Annotated in this window: 19 protein-coding genes; 8 read left to right on the top strand and 11 right to left on the bottom strand. The window is 45.3% G+C overall.

Annotated elements, in window-relative coordinates:
- Window positions 1-105 precede the first annotated feature (105 nt).
- A complete protein-coding gene (locus tag Pcarn_RS19785) occupies window positions 106-1,152 on the top strand; it encodes a DUF2235 domain-containing protein (RefSeq protein WP_261836042.1) in 1,047 nt (348 codons plus the stop codon).
- A gap of 205 nt (window positions 1,153-1,357) precedes the next feature.
- Window positions 1,358-1,861, top strand: coding sequence for a hypothetical protein (locus Pcarn_RS19780; RefSeq protein WP_261836041.1), 504 nt, complete (start codon window positions 1,358-1,360; stop codon window positions 1,859-1,861).
- A gap of 125 nt (window positions 1,862-1,986) precedes the next feature.
- Here the strand turns inward: Pcarn_RS19780 and Pcarn_RS19775 are convergent, their stop codons facing one another.
- Together Pcarn_RS19775 and Pcarn_RS19770 are read right to left on the bottom strand one after the other, a co-directional pair.
- Complete coding sequence (locus tag Pcarn_RS19775) at window positions 1,987-3,270, bottom strand: glycerophosphodiester phosphodiesterase family protein (protein WP_261836040.1); 1,284 nt, start codon at window positions 3,268-3,270, stop codon at window positions 1,987-1,989.
- 107 nt (window positions 3,271-3,377) lie between these two features.
- Entirely contained in the window at window positions 3,378-3,992 is a 615-nt protein-coding gene (locus tag Pcarn_RS19770) for a LysE family translocator (protein ID WP_261836039.1), read from the bottom strand.
- 534 nt (window positions 3,993-4,526) lie between these two features.
- On the opposite strand from Pcarn_RS19770, the gene Pcarn_RS19765 reads away from it, so the two are divergent.
- On the top strand, window positions 4,527-6,038 hold the full coding sequence (locus Pcarn_RS19765; RefSeq protein WP_261836038.1) for a DUF1214 domain-containing protein: 1,512 nt from the start codon (window positions 4,527-4,529) through the stop codon (window positions 6,036-6,038).
- 49 nt (window positions 6,039-6,087) lie between these two features.
- On the opposite strand, the gene Pcarn_RS19760 is transcribed toward Pcarn_RS19765, so the two are convergent.
- From Pcarn_RS19760 to Pcarn_RS19720, 9 genes are all read right to left on the bottom strand, one after another.
- Window positions 6,088-7,533 (bottom strand): phospholipase D family protein, encoded by a 1,446-nt coding sequence (locus Pcarn_RS19760; protein ID WP_261836037.1) that lies wholly within the window; start codon window positions 7,531-7,533, stop codon window positions 6,088-6,090.
- A gap of 45 nt (window positions 7,534-7,578) precedes the next feature.
- The gene (locus Pcarn_RS19755; protein WP_261836036.1) at window positions 7,579-9,711 is read right to left on the bottom strand and encodes a carboxylesterase family protein; all 2,133 of its coding nucleotides are present in this window, start codon (window positions 9,709-9,711) and stop codon (window positions 7,579-7,581) included.
- A 182-nt stretch (window positions 9,712-9,893) separates the two neighbouring features.
- Window positions 9,894-11,552 (bottom strand): hypothetical protein, encoded by a 1,659-nt coding sequence (locus tag Pcarn_RS19750; RefSeq protein ID WP_261836035.1) that lies wholly within the window; start codon window positions 11,550-11,552, stop codon window positions 9,894-9,896.
- Between the two features lie 311 nt (window positions 11,553-11,863).
- Window positions 11,864-12,331, bottom strand: a complete 468-nt coding sequence (locus tag Pcarn_RS19745) for a DoxX family protein (protein ID WP_261836034.1) — start codon at window positions 12,329-12,331, stop codon at window positions 11,864-11,866.
- A 14-nt stretch (window positions 12,332-12,345) separates the two neighbouring features.
- Window positions 12,346-13,368, bottom strand: coding sequence for a porin (locus Pcarn_RS19740; protein ID WP_261836033.1), 1,023 nt, complete (start codon window positions 13,366-13,368; stop codon window positions 12,346-12,348).
- Between the two features lie 62 nt (window positions 13,369-13,430).
- Window positions 13,431-13,889 (bottom strand): MarR family winged helix-turn-helix transcriptional regulator, encoded by a 459-nt coding sequence (locus Pcarn_RS19735; protein WP_261836032.1) that lies wholly within the window; start codon window positions 13,887-13,889, stop codon window positions 13,431-13,433.
- Between the two features lie 197 nt (window positions 13,890-14,086).
- Window positions 14,087-15,406 (bottom strand): FUSC family protein, encoded by a 1,320-nt coding sequence (locus tag Pcarn_RS19730; RefSeq protein ID WP_261836031.1) that lies wholly within the window; start codon window positions 15,404-15,406, stop codon window positions 14,087-14,089.
- An 8-nt stretch (window positions 15,407-15,414) separates the two neighbouring features.
- Complete coding sequence (locus tag Pcarn_RS19725; protein WP_261836030.1) at window positions 15,415-16,275, bottom strand: HlyD family secretion protein; 861 nt, start codon at window positions 16,273-16,275, stop codon at window positions 15,415-15,417.
- Window positions 16,276-16,286: 11 nt separating this feature from the next.
- Complete coding sequence (locus Pcarn_RS19720) at window positions 16,287-16,499, bottom strand: DUF1656 domain-containing protein (RefSeq protein WP_261836029.1); 213 nt, start codon at window positions 16,497-16,499, stop codon at window positions 16,287-16,289.
- Between the two features lie 401 nt (window positions 16,500-16,900).
- On the opposite strand from Pcarn_RS19720, the gene aspT reads away from it, so the two are divergent.
- The 5 genes from aspT (at window position 16,901) to Pcarn_RS19695 (ending at window position 23,802) form a co-directional block, all read left to right on the top strand.
- The gene (gene aspT, locus Pcarn_RS19715) at window positions 16,901-18,613 is read left to right on the top strand and encodes an aspartate-alanine antiporter (protein ID WP_261836028.1); all 1,713 of its coding nucleotides are present in this window, start codon (window positions 16,901-16,903) and stop codon (window positions 18,611-18,613) included.
- A gap of 70 nt (window positions 18,614-18,683) precedes the next feature.
- Entirely contained in the window at window positions 18,684-20,270 is a 1,587-nt protein-coding gene (locus Pcarn_RS19710; protein ID WP_261836027.1) for a bifunctional aspartate transaminase/aspartate 4-decarboxylase, read from the top strand.
- 74 nt (window positions 20,271-20,344) lie between these two features.
- Entirely contained in the window at window positions 20,345-21,553 is a 1,209-nt protein-coding gene (gene gltS / locus Pcarn_RS19705; protein WP_261836026.1) for a sodium/glutamate symporter, read from the top strand.
- A gap of 27 nt (window positions 21,554-21,580) precedes the next feature.
- A complete protein-coding gene (gene pdxY, locus Pcarn_RS19700; RefSeq protein WP_261836025.1) occupies window positions 21,581-22,438 on the top strand; it encodes a pyridoxal kinase PdxY in 858 nt (285 codons plus the stop codon).
- A gap of 182 nt (window positions 22,439-22,620) precedes the next feature.
- The gene (locus Pcarn_RS19695) at window positions 22,621-23,802 is read left to right on the top strand and encodes a patatin-like phospholipase family protein (protein WP_261836024.1); all 1,182 of its coding nucleotides are present in this window, start codon (window positions 22,621-22,623) and stop codon (window positions 23,800-23,802) included.
- Window positions 23,803-23,808: the final 6 nt, after the last annotated feature.

Genomic DNA, 23,808 nt, shown 5'->3' with positions numbered 1-23,808 from the left:
CGCCACCTATATCCTTTACTAAACTCTGCGCATCAAACCCTTCGGCGGTTGTATCGATTTTGCGGTCCGATGAAAGTACGCCCTACCACGGTAAGGAACTGATCTATGGCCAACATCATTATTTGCGCAGATGGCACCTGGAATCGCCCCGAAAAAGACATAAAAAAAGACACTCCTACCAATGTACTTAGGCTTGCACGAGCCATCACACCCGAGAAAGATGAGATAACACAACATGTTTTCTATGACTGGGGAATTGGTTCCTATCATGACAATATGTCTGCTGGCATCACTGGCGCTGGCCTGCACAAAAACATTAAAGATGGATATCGATACCTAGTTCAAAACTACAATAAAGACGACAATATCTACTTATTCGGGTTTAGTCGTGGGGCCTACACGGTTCGAGCACTGTGTGGACTTATCAATAATTGTGGCATCTTAAACCGCAAAGATGCCAACCGTATTGAGCAAGCTTGGAACATGTATAAGAGCGAAGAGATTGCCGATGCCCCCAAAGGAGAAAGCGCCCTCGCTTTTAAACAAAAGTACAGCCATGCCAGCAATCGAGTTCATTTTGTTGGTGTCTGGGATACGGTGGGCGCGTTGGGCATCCCTTTTAGTTTCTTAGGATTTTTCGATAGGAAAGATGAGTTTTACGACACCAAGATGGGCTCTAACGTCACTATCGCTCGACATGCACTAGCAATAGACGAAAAGCGTGTGGATTTCGAACCAACCATTTGGAAACCCCGTTCAGGAACGGACCTCAAACAGGTTTGGTTTAGTGGCGTTCACTGTGACGTTGGCGGTTCCTATGCTCCCGATAAAGGTAGAAAATTGATGGCCTCAAATACTCCACTCTCTTGGATGATGAAAGAGGCTCAAGCACATGGCTTAATTTTAGATGCTCATCTTATAAGGCAACTCAAGCAAGCCGATTCTGCCACCGAACTAGCTGAACTTCACGAATCGAGAAACCATATCTATCGTGCCAAGAAAGCCAAAGCCAGAAACCTCTCCGCAAATGGTAAAACCTTACTGATTCATCCTAGCGTCAAAGCGCGTTACCTAGCCGATTCAAGTTACCGCCCTGAGAAACTCGTAGACTTCGTGAATAAAAAAGGCTGGGATGGCTATGTGGGCGAATAGTTCTTTATTGATTTGGGGTAGCATAAAAACTCTTACCCACTCTACTGAGATCATTAACCTTTGGTTATCTATAGAGTAACCAACATTAGGCTATAGGTTATCGCTGTCCTCACCGACAATATGCACAACGAAGCATTGCAAGCTATCTAATTTACATGGATAGCTTTGCTCAATATTTCTCTGCTAAATGATAGGGTTGGTCATCATGATGAAAAAACAAATTCGCGCTCTTATTCTCAGCTTATTTTTTATGGCTACCGCAGTACATGCAAACAATGATCTAACCACTCTGAGTGAAACATACGATGCAAAAGCTCGCTATGAAATGAGTGAAAATGATGTGAAAAGTTTTGTTTATCAGTGGTTTGCTGCATTTGACCATCAACGTGAATCTGGTTACTTCGTTAATCGCATTGCACTGCCAGTTAAGATGCAATATCCAGATACCACACCTATCACATCGATTGAGGACTTTCTCGCTTGGTATCAAGGTGTAACTGACAACATCATTTGGAATAGCCACAGCATCACCAGTATGGACGTTCAAGGTAACCAAAAGTCAGGCTGGACTGTTTCTTACGTTGTGAACTGGAAAGCTAAGTCCAAAACCAACGAAAACTTCGATGTTATGGTGAAGCAAGAGCTTAAAGTGATTCGCATAGGTGATGCACTAAAACTAGCCGAATTGAACGCGAGCATTGTCAAATAAGCTGAATTTCAAATCTATTAGCTCTCCGAGTAGCCAAGAGTTTTCACGATTAAGGAAACCTTGGTTACTCTCAGATTTGAAGTTGTTTTTAAAAGTCACTGCAGCCTGCTTTTAGGATTTATCACTTACAAACTCGCAGGCATCCTCATACAACTGGCATAGTAACTTGTTGTGGCAGGCCAATCAGAAAACACGCCTATCACACCTACATCTTCAGCCAGTACATGTAATAACTCTACTTGATCACCCTCATTATTGATAACCTCAGTGATGGTTCGGTAATACCAACCGCCGCCGTCCTTTAAAGGCCCTGAGCGCTCTAGTGTCCACGCAATCAGTTCTAAGCCTGCTGCTTTAGCCATTTTTGTGTAGATCGAGGGAACGATATTATTGGCTTTATCTAAAGTCACTAGCATCCACAGTGGCGGAGCGACAACCTTAATGCCGCTGTCTGCCAATTGCTCCATTGATGGGTTCCAAGTTTCTGGCTGATCGTATTTGAAGTTTGGGTCGCTATATCGTCCCTCTAAATAGACCGCCTGCTCTCCAAAATCTGGATGATGCTCAATCCAGTATTCAACATCAGCCAAATTAAATGATTGCGGCCACACATCGCCAGGAACCACACCAGCCTCAACATATTCATCAATCAACTTTTTGGTATAGTCTTGCTGGGTAAATCCTTTGTATGGCATAGATACTTGCGGCGACTTCAGCTCTGGGATCATTTTTGTGCCAAGTTTTTGAAACAAAGCGATGCTCTCCGCGTGAGTCATCAAAGTGCCGTTTGAGGCATTTAGATCAGTTCGCCAATTCGGCGTTCCACCCATAAAATCTTCAACATTCTTTGCTTGCCAATTGGCTCCATCCATCTTGCCTTGCAGAGTTTTAAACTCCGCCAAGGTAATGTCATTGGTACAGCACTTGGCTTGTGCTCGCGTTCCTTTTTCTAAATCAGCGGGCATGAAAGGCACAGAGCATTTACTCGCCAATTCTGTAGCTAGGATATTGGTGGTTGTATGCAAGTCACATTGCGAGTGACGACAAACCAACTCTTTATCGGCTGTAAAGGTGACATCGCACTCAAGCATCCCCGCCCCCATTCTTGCGGCGGCAATATAGGACTCTCGTGTATGCTCTGGATACTGAAGTGGCGCGCCACGGTGGCCAATGGAAAAGTCAGTACGATAAAATGGACCATCAGCACACTGCTCGAGCGCCGTCTTGAGAACGCCCTCATCCATATCATCAATCAAGAAATATGGACGTGTACCTAGCTGAATATTTGGGGCTCCACCTTCCGCTACAGGAACCACAACAGGCACCTCTATGACACGTTCATCAAAGTAATTGTAAACCAGACTTAGCGTTAGAAGGCCTAAGAGGAGGGCAATAAAAGAAGGTTTCATATAAAGTAAGACTCAATACAGGTTGACGCTAAATCGTTATCAATTAAGCGGAGTTCAAGGCTGTGAACAAATGATAGAACACGCTAACGCCCTTCGAGGTCTTTCATTTACTTCACCTCTTTTAGCCCTAAAAGGAATGCCGCCAGTATCAAGCAACTCCCTGAAACCTTATCTAAACTATTTCGCATGCTGGGAACGGCCTTTTGGCTTATCCATACCGCAAACTTTCCATAGCAACACAAAAACAACCCATCCATGAGTAGGTAGGTGCTACTCAATACGCCAAATTGGAGTAACAAGTTTCCCTCTGTATTGATGAACTGTGGAAACAGTGCCGCAAAAAAGATTACGGCTTTTGGGTTAGCAGCGGAGGTAATAAAGCCTTGCCAATAAAGAGATGTTTTAGACTTCTGCGCCCCTTTGCCAAGTGCACTTTTGCCGCGACTGAATATCCGACTAAGTCCCAAGTAGACAAGATAGGCTACACCGCCCCATTTCACGACAGTAAAAAACTCTTGCGAGTTGGCTATAACGCTGACAAGGCCTACCGAGGCTATAATCATCTGGATAAAATTCGCCGTCAGGTCACCGGCGGCAGTATAGAGTGAACGACTAAAACCATTCCCCATACTATTTGAAAGCATAAGGATCTGACTGGGACCTGGGGTACTTATTAATACTAAGACTGTTGCCACATAAGCCAGCCAGATTGTCATGTCCATACATGCTCCCCTTATAATTTTTGTTTTAACTTCGTCATTTAAACAATCAGAAACATTCAACGAGTTCCGAAATAGGCATTTTTGATGACTGTAGAAAGTGTAGTTTGAGCTCCGAGCATGGTAAGAAATAAGCTCACCCAACTTAATCAAAGCAGATTATCCAAAGACTAACTCTGCACTGAGCCTAAGACAGAACGTGCCCCCTACTCCTAAAGAATCCACCACCCACAATTATTCTATTTACGCATAATCTAGTATGAATATAAGTCGTTTCATTTCTATTTCTTCAATGGGTATTCTCTCTCGAACAGTTGAGCTACTGACATTCACTAGCTTGACTGTTCAAAACACTCGTAACCGAAATACTCAGATGTTCGAGTTAGCGGGCGGTTCACGGATTTGAACAACCAATGCCTTCTTGAAGTGATTGGACTCTATCACTCATCGCCTTTGATTCTTGGAAGTGTTCTAAAACTTGGAACGGACCATAACAGCAGGCGAATTAATGAAATTGAAGCTTAAAAGGTCAACCACATGAAACTGCACACTATTGCTACCGCAATTACCGCTACATTACTTTCAACGTCAGTGCTCGCAAAAGTCTATGAAGCCGACGTACCGCAATCAATCATCACCCCAGATAGCGTAGAGTCTATTTATGTTGGTGACCTAGAATATAAAGACGGTGTTCCTACCCAAGAAACTATTCAAAAAGCTGAAGACTTTGCTGATGTAGCAACCGCTTTTCGTGTGTTCAAATCAGGTATTCCAGTTGCGTCGATTCAAGGTCTACTAACCGGACATGAAAGGATCGGCATTGAGCCAAACCGCACTATCGGTATTTCTGACAATCTGCTTAACGCACACTCTATTTGGCTAACGGCAAACACCACCACCCCTTATGTTACCGGTGAGATTGACGTTAAAAATGGCCCTGTAGTGCTAAACATTGGCACACCTCTTCTAGGCTTACTAGATGATGCTGCGTTCAAATTTGTTGGCAACATCGGCGTGACCAACCCAGAAGATCAGGGTACAGGCGGTAAGTACTTTATCTACCACACTAGCTACAAAGGCGAGCTACCTGAGGGTTACATTCACATTGAGACCAAGGGTTATCAGCACTGGTTACTTGCTCGTGTAATCACAACTCCAGAGAACCTAGATAAAGATGTTCAGGCTCTAAAAGATACCATTACGCTACACCCATACGGTGAGAAGCCAAATACCAACTTCATCAACATGACAGACGTGAAATACAACACTGTTCACGCAATGAACCATGAGTTCTATGATGAGATCAATACCTTGATCCAGTACGAGCCAACCGAGGTATTTGACCCAGAATGGCTATCTATGGCTCAAGCAATCGGCATTGAGAAAGGCAAAGAGTTTAACCCAGATGAGCGTATGCAACGCATCCTTGAAGAAGCGGCTAAGATTGCGACTGCGGATATCCGCTCTGCGTATCATGACCCTAACAAGACGCGTCCTCGCTGGGATGATCGCAACTACTTCACTCCGCTGGTCGATGGCCACGAATTTAAGAATGAGAACGGCGTTATTCACGAAGAGAACCGCGCTATCTTCCACTTCATGGCAACGGGTATTACACCTGCAATGAAGACGACAACCGCGGGTCGTGGTTCCGACTACCTAGTTGGCGCTCGTGATATCAATGGTGACTCACTAGATGGTAATAAGACCTATAAGGTAATCATTCCATCCATGAAGATTGCTGAGAAGTTCTGGTCATTCATGATTTATGACAACCAGACACGCTCAATGCTAGAAACAGAGCAACGTAAAGCTGGCGTAGACGGCCTACAAAAAGGACTGCGAGTAAACAAAGATGGTACAACAACCATCTATTTCTCAGCAGAAGCGCCAAAAGGTTGGGAAAACAACTGGGTACAGACACGCGAAGGCAAAGGCTTCAACATCTTGTTCCGTACCTACTCTCCGACTCAGGAATGGCTTGATGACGACCCACGTGCTCGTATCACAGACTTCATTCCAGTAGACCCAGAGACTGAGTTCAAGTAAGTCTACTCACTTAGGAAAATGCCCCGACAATGTTCGGGGCATTTGTTTATTAAAGCTCAAACTCACCATTCATCTTTCTAAAGATGCTATCAGGAAGTTTATTCCAGCTACTGTAGTTAGGATTTTTGGTTCGAACCTCATCTCCACTTTGCCACTCGGTATCACCTTGTTCATTATGAGAAACACTCCAGAAAAGCTGCTCCTTTTCACTGAGTAGGTAAGCCTCAACTTGCTTTGCAAACTCTTCACTTTGCACGAACAAACCAAACTCGATGTTCAGGAAGTCCGATCTTGGGTCAAAGTTTGATGAACCGATAAATGTCAGCTTGTTATCTATGATCAGCGTCTTATTGTGATAGTAGGTATCAACATGGAAGTAGTGATCCTTGTTTTTAGCGGAATCACGGTACTCGTAGATGTTGACCCCTTTGTTTAACAAAGTCTGCCTGTGCTTCTCATAGTAAGCAGGAATAAAACCTGAATCATTCGAAGCCGATGAGTTAGTCAGCAGTGTTACATTACTGCCCTGCTCTCTAAGCCTATCTATCACATGAAACTCGCCGTCATGTGGCACAACATAAGGTGTTGAGATGATCACCTCATTCGCCTTTGAAAGTTCATTCTCTACTGTTTGCTCCGCTCGGGTTCTAAAGTACGGCTTGTTGTCGTTCAGCTTCTCTATCGAATCGAACACAGGCGTTGCCTCGGTATGGATGAACTCTGGCTCAGCTAACTGCGCAACCTTTCGCTCCACACGCTTTACGATGTCAGACTCATCTAGTTTTGCTTTCTTGAGCGCCTTATCAAACGCACCATCTTTAGACTTTACCAAGTCTTGCATTGGGACTAGATGTTCACTGTTCCAAAGAGACTCATAGTTCAGATGGAATGCCTCGATTACCTCACCTTTAAACAGCACATCCATATCAAAGAAGTTTGCTTGTTTGCTATAGCCAAAGTAGTCATCACCTATGTTACGGCCGCCCAAAATCATGTATTGATGATCGACATTGAAATACTTCTCATGCAGTCGATTATCTAGGTCTTTCTGGTTTGATAAGAAGTCACCAGCGCGTCCTATCCAGCCCATTTTTCGCGAATTAAACGGGTTAAAGATCTTCACCTCGATATTTTCATGGGTGCTGATTTCCGATAACCACTTATCATTGAATACAAGCAGGTCATCCAAGGTTAGACGTACATGAACCCCACGATCAGCTGCGTGCTTGAGTTCGTTAAACAGCATCAGACCTAATGTGTCCTTTTCCCAAGAAAAGTAGGTCATATCGACACTGCTTTTTGCATTACGTACCAGTTGAACACGGCGCGCAATAGCCTCATTTGAGTCTGGGATTAAATACACATCTGCCTGATAGTCTTGGCTTTGCCAGTTGGATTCAAAACCAGCTTCAATTTCCGGATATGGTTGGGCACAACCAGCTAGGGCAATAGCCGCCAATAAGGCGCAAAAACCCTTAAAATTAGTCATTTTCATCTTAATTATCTCGAGACAAAAAAGGCCAGTTTCCTGGCCTGATTATTAAGAATTGCTATCCATGTAGTGAAGAAGTAGCTCTAGGTCGTTTAGACCGTGCAAGCGACCGTCGCGAAGCTGAGGATCTATACCAGGATTATGGTTAAGGTCCCAATCCGACTGCATCTGCATATTGCCGTCAGAGTCGATGACTAGTGCGTCATCTGATGCTTGCTCATAGCGATATCCATCAAACAGTTCTTGGCTAAACCACACGCGAGACATCTTGTTCATCAATGCGCGGTCGTTAGAGCCAGGGAATGACTCTGTACCATCTAGCTTGTATGCCTTGTTAAATACGAATGGCAGTTCCGAACCGTTACATGCACCGCTGATGCAGCTGATCGTTTTCAGCAGGTCGCCCACATCTAAATCACGCTCTTGACCTTTAGTGTTGTAAGTCCAAACGTTAGTCCAAGGCGAATAGTCAAAGCGATAAAGCGTTGCTTGCTGAGCACTGTTTCGCACCTTCTGGTGTGCAGGGCCGGTAAACAACATATCGTTGAGTATGGTTCTAAACTGCCCCATGTTAGCGATAGCACCACCAAGGTCGGTTTCATCGTTGCGGTAGTAATCAGTCAGGCTAAGTAGCTCGCTGTTTGTTTCTAGGTTCCCCAAACCGAAGAATAGTTGTGTTACCGCTTCATAAGCACTAAGCGATAGACCTGCATTCTCCTCGTTCACAATAGCCTCTAACCTTTCCGGTGAGGCCATAAGCTGATTCATCTCACTTTCTAGTTGTGCTCGTAGCATGTCATCAGCAAAAACCTTTGCCATTGCTACAGCCCATGCTTCAGGATCATTGTTGTTAGCAAGTTCTGGCTCAGCATCAAGGATCACTTTCAATATCGTTGGGATAAGGAAAGTCAGGCTTGGTGTCATCGCAAAGGTATTTGAATCTTTTTTGTTTGAACCGATTACCGTTGGTACTGCAAAATCTGTTGTTGCCGGTTGCTGAACACTAGTAAATCCGCAAAGATCTGGTAGTAAAGCATCGCACTCCATATACGGCGCAAACGGCATAAACTCGGCCATTCCTGTTTTGTCTGCAGAAAGCATGTAATTAAGCTTTCGGCTCAAATAATCGATAATATCACCTAACTCTAGGTCAACCGTGGCTTGTTCAACATTGGCTTTACCGGAAAAAAGATCTGGGAACAAAGCCTTCCCTGCACCACCAATATTTCTCAATACCCAATTCTCTATCTTTGAAACTGGGCTTAATATTTGGCGCTGCTTATCTAAAATAACGTCAAGGTCACCCTCAAGTGGGAGCTTATCTAGTTCGAGTTCCTCAAATCGAGCTTTACGAGCGGTAAAACTTGCATATTCAAACCCTAGTGGGTTACTTTGCATAATTGCTCGTTGAAAATAGCTTGAATCCAAGTCTTCATTTGTCATTTGATGTTGGAGGATACCAACAGACATAGCTCCAGCACCTTGACCCATTACCGTCACATTTCCCGGGTTGCCACCAAACTTCGCAATATTGTCTTGCACCCACTTCAGTGCAGTCTTCTGATCGCCAAGACCATAGTTGCCGTTCTTCTTTGTACTATTTACGAAACGGGTGCCAAGCAAGCCAAGACGATAGTTAAAGGTCACCACAATAACTGGCTCATCGCTATCACCGCTTTGTGCGGCAACCATGTCACCGTGGATCAAAGGTTCAGAACCGGCACCATACTCAAAGTCACCACCGTGAATGAATACGTAAACTGGTAGATCATCACCTTGAGTGGTGTCAGCTGGACGCCAGATATTCAGGTTTAGACAATCTTCTTTTTGTGGCTGTGAAGTCGCCTTCAGCTGAGGACACGCTGAGCCAAAATTAATAGCTCTAACATACTCATCGAGTTCCAAAGGTGTGCTGTGTTCGAAACGAACCGGATCCGCATAAGTAATGCCCTTGAAAGAATCAACCCAAGCCAGCTTCTCATTACCTTCTAGGTCAGTAATAACCAAAGATTCTTTGGTCGCTTTGATGATGGAATCACCCACCTCATAATCCTGAACAATCGGATTGTCTGGCTGAAGCGGCTCTGGCTTAAATGGAACGGTAGACTCTGAGTCGGTATCACAAGCAGCTAGTGTGCTAGTAACGAAAAGAGCAAGTAGTGAACGGCGTAATAAAGTCATTGGTATATCCAGTAGTCGTTTTGGTTTGAAACCAAATAGGCTGTAGACAGCATCAAACACGCCATTCCCTTGACTCTTTGTCCGTGATGTTGTGCGTCTGATGAACTCAATATGGAAGTATTGTAAGGGGGCATCTGGCGATCTTTTAATCACATTTGATGGATGCCACCCTACATAGATTTTTAGAAGCGATAACCGAAGTTCAGTGTGTAGGATTCGCGGGTTTCGCCCTTGTTGTACAGGAAGCTGAGGTTGTAGTTCTTACCGATCTGCTTGTTAAAGCCGGTCAAGAATGCCCATTGGTTAAGGTCTACACCTATGTCGTAGTCAAACTCAATGTCACCGGTTTTAACTGTACCCTGCATACGAGAGTCCAGACCTTGGTATTCAGCACCTACAAACAGTTGAGTACGGTAGTCCACCAGCTGATAACCCAGCATTGGCTGTACAGTCACGATGCCATCACCCCAATCTTCTAGACCCTTCATACGCGTCTGTGAGTAAGTACCTGTAACAGACGCGAAGAACTCTTTGTAACCCACAGACAAGGTAGTACCCACGCCACGAAGGTCGTATTCAAGGTGCAGTGGAACGCTCAGTCCGCCGCGGTTACACAGCGCTGCCACGCTTTCACACACTTGATTACCAAGACCTGGCATCTTGTCGTTTAGCTTGTCGCGAATGGTCTCACCTGCACCCCCTGTATAGGCGGCATCAACCATGGCATCAACGTTGATCTTGCCGAAGTAACCAAACACGTTCCAAAACGGAAGTATGTTTACATCACCGCGAAGTGTAAGGCTTTCGGCGGTTACTACACCCACTGAATCTTCAGGATCAAACAGATCATTCAGGCGCACACCTGCGATGGTGAAATCATTAAACGGGATATTCATATCTTGGTTTCGATACGCCACAGACACACCAAATGGTAGAGGCAAATCGATACCCTGACGGCGTACCATGTCGCCCATCAATGGGAAAACACGGTCAAGCTTTACGCTCTCTTCACGCATGCGTGGATCAGACACCTCTTGTAGTAGCGTATCATCTAGGATCTGTACGCCATCATCATCTTCATACAGAGCGACAGGAACCACAGAGCTCACCATCTTTAGAGGTTTTTTCTTCTTCTCGCCAGTGATCTCGGTTTTCTTCTTAGCAAGCACCAATTTGCCTGAAGGTAGGCGTTGGAATTCAATCACCTGCTTGTAGTCATCTACCTTGTATTTGCCATGCGTAAACGGCTTTTGGTTGGAGATGATCATGCGTTTAGGCTCGAAATCTTCAATCTCGATCTCAACGCTTAGAAAGCGGAAATAAGCGATATCCTGAGGTAGACCATACTTTGAGTACTTGAAGCTAATGACCACATCGCCATTCTCTTTCTCTATCGCTCGTACCGAAGATGAATCAAAACTTTCTGCGTAGTTGCGCAAGCGATACTCAGTGCGAGTAAAAGACTCGATGTCATCAATAATGTCTTCGTGCTCATCCAACTCTTCTGGGTTGTACTTGATGCGCAGGTCGATATTGCCTTTTTCATCAGTATTCTTTACTAGGAATACCGATGAATCGCGAACCTCATCGCCAATTTGGATCATCCGGTGGGCGTGTTCTACAAGGTGATCACCCAAAGTTAGCGAGCTCATCGCAAGCTTAGGTAGGTCTTTGTCGATGCCATACTTATCAAAAAGTTGCTTACCTTTGAGTTCAGCTTGAGCGTAATTTGGTTGTACTTCTGTTTCAGCAAAGCTTAGAGGTGTAGCAAGGAGTGCTCCAATCAGAATTGGAAGAACTCGCATCTGTTTAACGGCATGGTTCGCGTTATTAAAAATCATGTCATTTCCCACTCGCAAAGCCCCAAAGCTATGGCGCTCATGCAGATAGTTTTGATTCGACGCCCTGTCGAAATCGATAGTGAACTTTTAAAAGAGCCTGCAGAGTTTTCAGCTCTGCTTAGCAAGTGGGAGGAAGTTTAAAGATGGGTTCAAAAATTCAACAATCGCTTAAGGAGGATGAAACCCTCACTTAAACAAGTTGAGGTAAACATATGAATTTACGCATAAAAAAGGCAGCCCCCTATGGCTGCCACCTAAAAAATGGGCAGGGAAAAAGCCCCGTCCTGCCCAAACTAGGAAAAACTTTAAAATTATTGGAACGCAAACTCACCATTTTCGGTAAATAGCTTTTGCTTTAGGGCCGAATCAACCGAGCACTTACCTGCACCAGCGATGGTGAAATAGAGGAAGATAGAGAACAGACACCATTGATACTCAAGACCACCTTGCAGAGAGTTAAGGCCCGCAGAGAACCCGCCAAGTGTGATAATGGCAACCGTCATGCATACCAGCAGGCCAAGTGATGCCAAACGCGTAACCACGCCAAGCATGAGTGCAATACCACCCAAGAACTCGGTGTAGGCCGCTAGATACGCACCCAATAGCGGAAATGGAATTGAGTTAGCTTCTAGAAAAGGCACTAACGCTGCTGGATTCATTACTTTGCCAAAGCCGTGATAAGCCATGATAAAGCCAAACATTAGACGGAAGATAAGCTCTAGTTTGCCGTTGTCAGATGTAGCCAATAGCGTTGAAATGTATTTTGAATAGTTAGACATGGTTTACCTCAAAGTTAGAAAAAGTACTCTAGGCCAAGAACATGGGTGTCCTCGATGGTGTTGCTGTCACCACCATTTGAGAAACGCCCTTCAGACAGAACTAACAGACTGTTAGTAAGGAAATACTGCACGCCATAGCCGACAAAGCGCTCGTTTTCAGCTCCCCAGTTGCCATAAACCTGCGCATAATGAAGGATAAACTTAAGATCACTGCTGTAGGTGTACTCGCCAACCACATCATAGGTGTAGTCGTTTAGCCCAGTAGCTTTGCCGTGGTTATTCAGGTCAGACTTTGCAACCGTGCCACCGATGTACCAAGCACCGTAGCGATAGTTCATACCAATATTGTGGGTGGCATCGCCCTTATCTTTGTAGAGCTCACCCATAGCGCCATATAGGCCTGCATCGTGGTAGCTATAACCAATACCAAACCCATCCCCGTAAAACGGTGATGCGCCGTAGGAAAACGTAAAAGCCGAGCCGTCCGTCGTAAAAGCGTCATCGTCGTAATCAAAACTGCGCTCTGAATCAGACAACTGAGTAGAGACCACAAATGTCCAATCTTGAATTTGGTTTTTATAAAGAAGCGTATCGCTGTTGCGCCAGGTTGCTTGCCCTGCAGCTACGTCCTGGAAGCCAAGATAGGCTTGCTTCAGAATTGGCATATGGGCGTAAGTCGCTCCCCAATCCTTCCCATACCAAACCTTACCCAGCACATCATGTTCGACACCCACGTACTCATAGCGCTTACGCAGCTTGCCGTTTTTGATGTCGGTTCCTTCTTTCAAGTTAAGAAAGTTGAGGTCATATTCCATTCGACCAAAGATATTCCAGCGTTCACCAACTGGTACGCCTGCGGTTAAGTTGGCACGTACCTTAGCTTCTATGGGACGCCCTTCTTTCGAGCCCTCAACCAAGGTTCCACCATTGGTTTGATAAGCCCCCACTAAGCCGTTTAAAGCAAAGTAATCCTGAATTTCAAGCGCACACAACTGGCTCGCAGGGAGCAAAAGTCCCAATGCAAGAGTCTTCTTCATCGTTTTACCTATTTGGAGATTTTTACAACTTCAGAGGCTGGCACCTCTAACAAAAATCCTAACTAGTTGCTCTCAAGCATGCGTATCAAGGTACGCTTCAAAGCCAGTTCGTCATCAATGCCTAGGCTAGAGAGCCATTGCTGTTGAGTGGCGGTGACGATCTGATTACCACTAGTGTGTACCTCACGCCCTTTGGCGCTCAGCGTTATGAGTTTTACTTTGAGGTTGGTTGGATGAGGAATAAATTCGACTAACTCACGCTTGTGCATGTTATCCACTAAGCGCTTCACCGTGCTTCGCTCTTTCATGAGTTTGTCAGCGAGGGCTTGCTGAGGCAATTCTTGGTGATAACTCAAGATCTCTAGCGCCTTCTGCATTTCGATTGTGATGTCGTGCTGCTCAAGTAACTGCTCTTGCGCTTCATTCCTGAAACGCCGATGAACCACGCCCATTAGAAAGAATATTGACTCATTCAGGAGCGGAGTAGCATCCTGATCAGATTCAAACTTGTTCAATTTCATAGGGTGACCTCGGTTTTACTTTTACCTCAAAAGTAGTAGCACGAATGGTAGGGACTTTATGTTGTAGCTACAACATAAATTATAGCGATATTTATATGACGTATCACTTATTCACCTTTTGATACTTGAAGACAAAAGTAGCATTAGTTTTGAAACACCCCTAGCTAACGGGTGTAAAAAAGCCCTCACTAGAGGGCTTAAACGGTTCGCTTGAATAGATCGGCAAATAGCTTGCCTAGCATCAATACAATGACTAGATACACCACCATCATTAAAGGCGTGGTGATTGAGTAACTTGGAGTGAGGCTCAATGCACTAGCAGTCAGTACCACCAGCATATTCACACCGAGAATCCGCTGCATTATCAAGGCGGGTGTATTAAATACCTTCCACACTACAACGACATTAATGAAGTAAAATACGGCCAACTCCCAAAGTTCAGTCATCATGGGCATAACAAATACGTACTCTGTGATGTACACAGCGCCAAATCCTAGAACACCCCAGAACGCTTGCTTTAATGCTGCCGCAGGCATCGTTGGGAGCATGGCTGATAGGTTTGCCGCTAGCATAGGGAAAATATAGCCACCCGGAACAGGTAGATAGATCCACAACGCAACGGCGGCCAAGAACATGGAAACGCCCTGCACTACTCGCCATATTCTGGCGTCAAACTCAGCCAGTTTATTCTTCTCCGGCCAGCTTTGATGCATTTCTAGGTAACTAGAGAACTTATCCGAGATCAGCTCTGTATCAGGCTGATGTTTATCAAAGCTAAGAAGCCTTTCGTAAAGTTCGGCATAAGAGGCTCTATCGCTATCAACATCTGCATCCTTCAAGTGATGAGCAATCAACTTAAGCTCCTGCATTCGAGACTGCCAAAGCACTTTGTGTTCTTTAAGTTCAAAACTGCCTGTTAAAGGTAAATCCAAGATTTGCTCAGCTTTACCCAGCTTGGCTTCAACACCCTTGAGGTCTCCTTTGCCATTTAGTTTCTCAAACAGTGCATCTTGCACGCCATCGATAAGCTGATAAAACACCTTCTCGGTATTCATCGGCCATAACAGCCTAAACACATAGCTAAACACCAACACGCCCAATAGCGTTTCTTGGAATCTGAGCACTGCGAAGTGGAAGGTCATTTCACTGTCGAAACTGCCCATGCACGAGACGATAGCGCACACAACGAAGCCAATAGAAAAGATGTAGCCATGTTTCTCATTGCTGGACATATACAGGCTCAGCGCCATAAACAGGGTAAAGAAAAAGATAAACAGAAATCTTTGCTGCGAGAACATGGCTATCAAAAAGAAGGCGTAGGTGGTTCCCAACAAAGTTCCTAAGATCCTGTTCTTACCCTTTTGTATCGAGTGTGCAAAGCTCTCGTTAACTGCCATTACCACAACCGCTATAGCCGCCCAGTAAGGCTTTTCCCAGCCAAACCACAATGCTAGACATATGGAGATTGCGATAGACAGGCCGACCTTGATCGCCTCTTTAGTGGTTAGACTCAACATAGCCAAGCCTACTTAACAATCTGGATAGAGGCGGTCATGCCAACGCGTAACTGAAGATCCTCTGGAATATCAGTCAGCTTGATCTTCACTGGAATACGCTGCGCCAGACGAATCCATTGGAAGTTTGGGTTTACGTTAGGCAGTAAGTCATTACCTGTACTGCCGTCAGACTTTGCAATGCCGTAACCAATGCTTTTGATCTCACCTGCTAGGGTCATTCGATGATCCATAAGCAGAGTAACAAACGCCTTATCCTCTGGGCTTACACCTACAAGGTCTGTTTCCTTGAAATAGCCCTCTATCCAAAAGCTATTTTCATCGATAAGCGCAACCACAGGGGCATTCGCCACCACTTGTGAGCCGACACGCAGGTTTAGGTTGGTGATATAGCCATCAGTAGGCGCATATACCTTGGTGTATTTAAGGTTGAGCTTTGCCTCTTCAACATTTGCCTTGGCTAAATCAAGATTCGCCGCCGCAGACTCAACTTCATTGGTTAAGTTATTCAATGTCAGTGTCGGCACCGCACCATGCATACGCTTTTCAAGTTCAGACGTGCGTTGTAAGTTGTTGCGCGCCTTAGAGAGCAAAGCTTGCGCTTGACCCTGTGTTGCCACAGCTTTGTGGTAAGCCGCAGAATAGATAGCAGGATCAATCTCAAACAAGAGATCACCCTTCTCTACTCGTGAGTTATCGTCTACGTACACCTCGGTCACCTGTCCAGTCACCCTTGGCGTTATAGAAACAATATAAGCGCTCACTTGGCCATCTCTTGTCCAGGGTGAGTCAGAGTAGGTTTCGTAATAATTGAAGATCACTGCGCCAGCGCCCACCACAAGTAGCAGAGTGATAAAATAACGTTTAATCACAATAAGTTACCTCAGAAAATTGGTATAAATTGGCCGATGACGCCAGTTAAGATCACTATCAAGCACAGTTCAGCCAGTGCCGGATGAGCAATATATTTATGTAGCCCCAAACGGCTAGACACACTTCCAAGCACTAAAGTAAGCGCATAGGCAATTGCGACAACTAATAAAAGAGGAGGAAAATATATTTCTCCCCAAATTAATTCATGTGGCACTGAATTCATTATCTATATCTCAATAGTTTCAACACGGCGCAGTCTATCTATATAAGGCAGATTCTTACAATCACGTTTGTAGGATGAAATCCACGCATCCAATTCTTTATAACTCCAAATAGAATTTCTTTAGTTGACCGCTAACTAATTAGAGTTATTTTGAAAATAGTTAAACTTTCACAACATCGAATTAAAGCAAATTAAATCAGATACTTAAATCACCAAAACAAAACTATCAGCACCTAAAAACCCCACTTGAGGATTTGATCCATCAACCGAGATTACTTACTGCACCCGAATATTCATATTATTCATCCCGTAGCGAAAACCACGCTCACAAATTACAACGAGATGATTAATCTCTTCTCTCTTATATAAACAACTTAATTAATAGTACGAGTAAATTGGTTATGGACCTTATTTCTAATCTTTTTGAAATGGCACCTTTTATTGCACTATTTATTACCCTTTCTCTAGGTTACATGGTGGGTAAAATCACTATTGGCCGCTTCGTTCTTGGCGGTGTAGCCGGTACGCTTCTGATGGGTGTAATAATTGGTCAATTCGGTGTGAATATTGACCCAGGTGTTAAAAGCATCTTCTTCGCCCTGTTCATCTACGCAGTAGGTTATCAAGGCGGTGCAAAATTCTTTAAAGCACTGAACTTCAGAACCATCAATATCCTGCTTTCTGCAGTGGTAATGACTGTGTCTGGTCTGCTTTGTGTGTTGGCAGCAGCCTATATGTTCGATCTTGACCGTGGTACAGCGGCAGGTCTAGCGGCTGGTGGTCTAACTCAGTCTGCAATTATCGGTACTGCAGGTGATGCTATTGCTCGCCTAGGTATATCGGAAGAAGCTCAGCACATAATGCAAACCAACGTAGCGGTAGGTTACGCGGTAACTTACATCTTTGGTTCTCTAGGTCCAATCCTAATGGTGACTTGGGTATTCCCAACGCTAATGAAGTGGGACATCCGCGCTGAAGCAATCAAGCTTGAAAAAGAAAGCTCTGACGGTAGACACGAGTTGGCACCCGGTGAATTCAATGCCCTAACCTCTCTTGTGACTCGTGCTTACAGCATCACAAAAGACAGCTCTATCAATGGCAAAACCATTGGTCAGCTCAACCAGAATTCTCTACAAGCCTGCATTGAACTGGCTGAGCGTGACGGTAAACCACTTGAGCTAGACAAGTTCACTGCCCTTCGTGAAGGCGACTTAATCATAATCACTGGCCGCCGTAATGCCGTGCATGAGATCCAACAGCAAAACATTGGTGCAGAGGTTTCTCTACCTGAGAACTACGAAATCATTGAAGAGAACCGTCAGCTTATCGCAGACAACCACTCAATCATTGGCAAATCAGTTCGTCAGATCAAAGAAGAGACCAACAAAGATACCTATCGCGGCGTTTACGTAACCGAGTACATCCGTGAGGGCGCACCAATCGAGGTAACTCCGGATCTTATCGTTAAGAAAAACGACGTTATCCAACTCACTGGTACCGCTGAAGACATCAACCGCGTTGAGAACAACATAGGTAAACGCCTAGGTTCTGCAACCATCACAGACTTCATCATCTTTGGCCTAGGTATGGTCGCTGGCTTCTTGATTGGTCTTATTAACTTCAAGATTGCAGGTATCCCAGTAACCATCGGCTCTGGTGCAGGTTGTCTGGTATCAGGTCTGGTTGTTGGTTGGCTACGCAGCAAGAACCCACATGTGGCTCAGTTCCCTGAGGGTGCAGCAAACTTCATCCGTGACTTTGGTCTAGCAGCATTCGTAGGCATCGTTGGTCTACAAGCGGGTCCTCAAGCAGTTGAGACCATCAAAGAACACGGCATGACTCTACTGTTCTTGGGTATGGCAGTAACCATCATCCCTCAGATCATTTCGTTCTTCTTCTCTTACTTTGTTTTGAGAATCAAGAACCCAATCGAGGCCCTTGGTTGTGTAACTGGCGGACGTAGCGCAAACCCTGCATTCGCAGCACTGATGGAAAAAACTGGCAACGCAACTCCAGTGTTCTCATTCACAGTGACCTACGCAGTAGCAAACGTACTGCTCACCCTTTGGGGCCCAATCATCGTTGGCGTAATCACTCTTAACGCTGGCATGTAACAACGAATAAATAGTCGCCTCACCCAGGTGAGGCGCTCATCAGTTTAAAACTAAATAATTGGTAAATATTATGACTACTTCAATCGACTTTTCTAAATACGCTGACCTAAGCCCATTTGAGCTAAAAGACAAACTAATCGAAGTTGCACAAACTGTGCCTGACCGCGCTCTACTTGACGCTGGCCGTGGTAACCCTAACTTCCTAGCAACGCTTCCACGTAAAGCATTCATCCGCCTTGGTGAGTTTGCTGTAAACGAAGCAGAGCGTAACTACTCTTACCTAGATGCTGGTTTTGGTGGTATCCCAGATGGTGTTGGCATTGTTGAGCGTTTCGATACGTTCGCAGCGGACAACAAAGCAGACAAAGGCGTTCAGTTCCTTGAGAAGTCTCTAAGCTATGCAAAAGACCGTCTAGGCATCGAAAAGCAAGCGTTCCTAAACGAGCTAGTTAACGCATACCTTGCATGTAACTACCCTGTGCCACCACGCATGCTGACTAACATCGAATCTGTTGTAAAACAGTACATTGCAGAAGAGATGTACGGCCCAATGCCAATGACTACAGACTTCGATCTGTTCGCGACCGAAGGCGGCACTGCGTCTATGACCTACAGCTTCCAGACTATGTTCCACAACGGTCTATTGAAGAAAGGTGACAAGGTTGCACTTATCACTCCAATCTTCACTCCATACCTAGAAATCCCTGAGCTTTCTGAGTACGAACTGGAGATCGTTGAGCTTCGTCTAGACGAAACCACTTGGCAGCTACCTATGTCAGAGATTGAAAAACTGGCTGACACAGATATCAAACTGCTTTGCGTAGTTAACCCAGCAAACCCAGCTTCTGTTAAGTTCTCTGATGAGACTCTAGATAACCTAACAAACTTTGTTAACGAGCAGCGTAGTGACCTATTCATCATCACAGATGACGTATACGGCACATTTGCAGATGATTTTGTATCTCTATTCGCAAAACTGCCATACAACACTCTTTGTGTTTACTCGTTCTCTAAATACTTCGGTGCTACAGGCTGGCGTCTAGGTACTATTGCAATCCAACACAAAAATGTGTTCGACGATGCAATGCGTGCAAAAACTGAAGAAGAACAACGTCTACTGGACGATCGTTACAAAACACTGACTCCAGAACCACGCGAGATCAAGTTCATTGACCGTATCGTTGCTGACAGCCGTAGCGTTGCTCTAAACCACACTGCTGGTCTATCTCTACCTCAACAAGTTCAAATGGCTCTGTTCTCTCTAAACTGCCTAATGGACTCTGAAGAGAACTACAAAGCAGCATGTAAACGCATCATCCGCGATCGCTACAGAACTCTATACAGCAACATGGGTGTTGAAGTTGAAGAGAACAAAGACCGCGTTGACTACTACACACTTCTAGAGCTAGACACTCTAGGCGGCAAGCTATACGGCGAAGAGTTCGTACAGTGGTTCAAAGAGAACCAAAAAGGCAAATTCTTCCTATTCCGCCTAGCTCAAGAAACCGGTGTGATCCTTCTACCAGGTAACGGCTTCGACGTAGTACACGCTTCTGTTCGTGTGTCTCTAGCTAACCTTACTCACCACGAGTATGAGCTAATCGGCCGCGCTACTCGCAAAGTGCTAGACGAGTACTTCGCTGAGTTCCAAGGCTAAGCCTCTGAATTTGAAATAGCAGTATCCAAGCCTCGGTATACCGAGGCTTGTTTTTTCAAAAGGAGGAGAAACCAATGAGCACATTCTCATTTAACGCAACTATCTCATTTGCTATCGCGATTGCGGTTCTATTTCTAGGCCTAGCAATCCTAAAGCGAGTCAAATTGCTGGCTAAATACCACATTCCAGCGCCGATTATCGGTGGGATCGCCGTAGCTCTGCTGACAACAGCCTGTCACCTACACGGCATTGACCTTGTATTTGATCTGCCGTTAAAGACGACCTTGATGTTGATGTTCTTTGCCAGTGTTGGCTACTCAGCCAATCTAGCACTGCTTCGACATGGTGGTAAGGCTCTGTTCGCATTCTTGTTTTGCGCCACGCTATTCATCGTGTTTCAAGACGTGGTCGGTCTTGCTTTAGCTAAGGTGCTTAACCTTGACCCTATGCTCGGCTTGCTCGCTGGCTCCATCACTTTGTCTGGTGGACATGGTACTGGTGCTGCCTGGGCATCCATCTTTGCGGAACAGTTCCACATCGATGACGCATTAGAGATAGCCATGGCGTGTGCCACTTTTGGTTTGGTTGTGGGCGGGATCTTCGGTGGTCCTCTTGGGAAAAAGCTGATTCAGAACAACGAGCTGGCCTCGTTTGATGAAACTGAGCACAGCAAGTACATCCCAAAACAGCAGCGCCATGGTCAAACCAAAGGTACATCACCTGCGAAATGGCTAACGTCAGGAGCACTGCTACTTGTTAGTTCTCTATGTGCACAGCAGCTACATCAACTGCTCAGTAGCTACGAGCTGTTTAAGTTTGTTCCTAATTTTGTGTATGCCATTGCCCTTGGGGTAATTGTTGGAAATATCTCTGGGATTCAAAAGGCTTTGGACAAATCCCGCAGTGAATTAAACCAGGTCGGTAACCTAACCCTAGGACTGTTCCTGTCGATGGCTCTAATGGAGCTCAAACTGTGGAATCTGCTCGATCTAGCCCTACCGCTTCTAGCGATCTTAATGGCTCAGATTCTGTTCACCCTACTGTTTGTCTACTGGGTGACCTTCAGAGTCATGGGGCGAAGTTACGATGCCGCAGTAATGTCAGCAGGCCATGTGGGTTTTGGAATGGGCGCGACACCAACGGCGATGATGAATCTTAATGCCATCACCTCGCACTACGGCCCATCGACACAGGCCTATTTTGTGGTGCCGTTAGTTGGCGCATTTTTTATCGACATAGTGAATCTGGCGATCATCCAAACCTATATCGCCCTACTGAATTAACCCAAAAATTTAAAACGAGAAACAATTATGGACGGAATAATTTCAATCCAATCGCATGTTGTATACGGACATGCAGGAAACAGCTCTGCCGTATTTCCAATCCAAAGAATGGGCATTGAAGCCTGGCCAATCCACACGGTGCAATACTCGAATCACACCCAATACGATGAAGGCTGGACCGGGCACAAATTCTGCGCCGAAGAGATTCGTAACCTCACCAAGGGCCTAGATAACATTGGCAAACTGAAAGACTGCCAAGCAGTTATCTCAGGCTACTTGGGCAGCCCTGAACAGTGCCAAGCTGTCGCAGATACAGTAAACCAAGTAAAAGAGTCTAACCACAGAGCCTTTTACGTGTGTGATCCAGTGATGGGCGACCCAGAAAAAGGCTGCATTGTGCCTGAGGGTGTAACAGAAGAGCTGACCAAAACACTGATGCCTATGGCCGATGTGATCGTGCCTAACCAGTTCGAGCTTACTCAATTCACCGGTGTAGAGATCCACTCTCTTTACGATGCAGTAACCGCATGTAAAAAGGCCCTAGAGCTAGGCCCAAGACTGGTATTGGTTAAACATCTGCATTCGTTAGCCGAGGGAACCTTTACCGCTATGTTAGCCACCCCAAAGGCATGCTACCTAGTGCAGCGACCTGAGCTGGATTTTGAAAAAGCACCTGTAGGTGTAGGCGATCTGATCACCGCTATCTTTACCGCGTGCATCACTAAGCAGATGTCGCCAGTGGCGGCTTTCCGTCATACCAACAACGCCGTATATGGCGTGCTTGAGGTGACCCAAGACCAAGATACATGGGAGTTGCAAACCATTGCAGGTCAATATGAGTTTATTGAACCTACCCATGACTTCGAACCAAAGAAAATCGCTTAACCCAATAAGGCAGTGATCAGAGCCTAGCTCTGGTCGCCTGAATTGGATGGGTTTCATCCTACTAAAGCGATTAATCAACTATACGCATAAGCCGTAAACTTCCCAGCACTTAATCAACCGCTTTCGAGGATAAGAAAGCACAGCGTCACCGGCACAGAGGGTGGCAATGACAGAGGAAAATCATGAAATCTCTTAAAACCACTCTGGCAGTCGTTTCACTCTCACTTTTGGTGACCGCCTGCTCGACACCGCACAAGCTAGACAAGCGAGTTGACGCGCACAATTACACCCAAGTCACTCTGCCTATGGAGTCTTCAACACAAGAAGCAGAGCCTCTACGCACTTGGCTTGGAGAGGATATCTCTTACCTTTACTCAGAAGACAATCACACTACCCCAATCCGTGTGAATGGCGACCAACTCAATGTTTTGGTGCTATCTGGTGGTGGCGCTAAAGGTTCATTTGGCGCAGGTGTTATCAAGGGTTTACATGATTCAAACACATTGCCTGACTACTCCATCATCACTGGCGTGAGTGCCGGCGCTCTACTTGCTCCATTTGTATTTGTTGGTGGCGAAGAGATCGACCGTCTAGAAGAAGTCATGCTGGGTCTTAACGACAAGATGATTCTTGGTAAACGTAACTTTCTCAACACCATCTTTAAAGACGCCTTTACCGACGGAGAAGACCTTTTCTCTTTCATAGAACAAACCTACAGCGATGAAATGATTGAACAGGTTGCTCAGCAACATCGCAACGGTCGTCGCCTGCTAATTGGTACTACCCACTTTGATTCTGAGCAAATGGTGGTGTGGAACCTAGGTGAAATTGCAGCAAGCGAGAATCCAGACAAAGCTCGACTTTTCCATCAGGTATTGGTGGCCAGCGCTTCTATTCCTGGTGTATTTCCACCGCAGTTTATCGATGTTGAGCTAAACGGTCAGCCTCTAGAAGAGATGCATGTGGACGGTGGCCTATCTGCTCAAATGTTCCTTCAGGCAAGCAACATCGACTTCAAGAAGATCAACCAAGCACTTGGTCTTGAAAAATCACCAAAGATTCAGGTTATCCGCAATGGCGTTCTAAAGATGCCTTATCAACAAGTGAAAGACAAAGGCATGGACCTACTTACGCAGAGCGTGAAGTCACTGACCTTGCAACAAACCCGCGGCGACTTGTATCGCATGATGTATTTCAGTGAGGTCCAAGACCTCGAACTCGAGTTTACCTATATCGACGATAGGTTTACTCCCCAAGCACAATCAAAGCAGATGTTTGACAGCACTTATATGAAGGCCCTCTACAACTATGGCTACAACAAGGCGACCAAGCATCAACTTTGGACCACAGACGTTCCCTATTAATAAGGT

It is taken from the genome of Vibrio ishigakensis (genome assembly GCF_024347675.1).
Taxonomy (GTDB): Bacteria; Pseudomonadota; Gammaproteobacteria; order Enterobacterales; family Vibrionaceae; genus Vibrio; species Vibrio ishigakensis.
The sequence above is the reverse complement of the archived record's forward strand: the minus strand, read 5'-3'. Positions and strand labels throughout refer to the sequence as shown.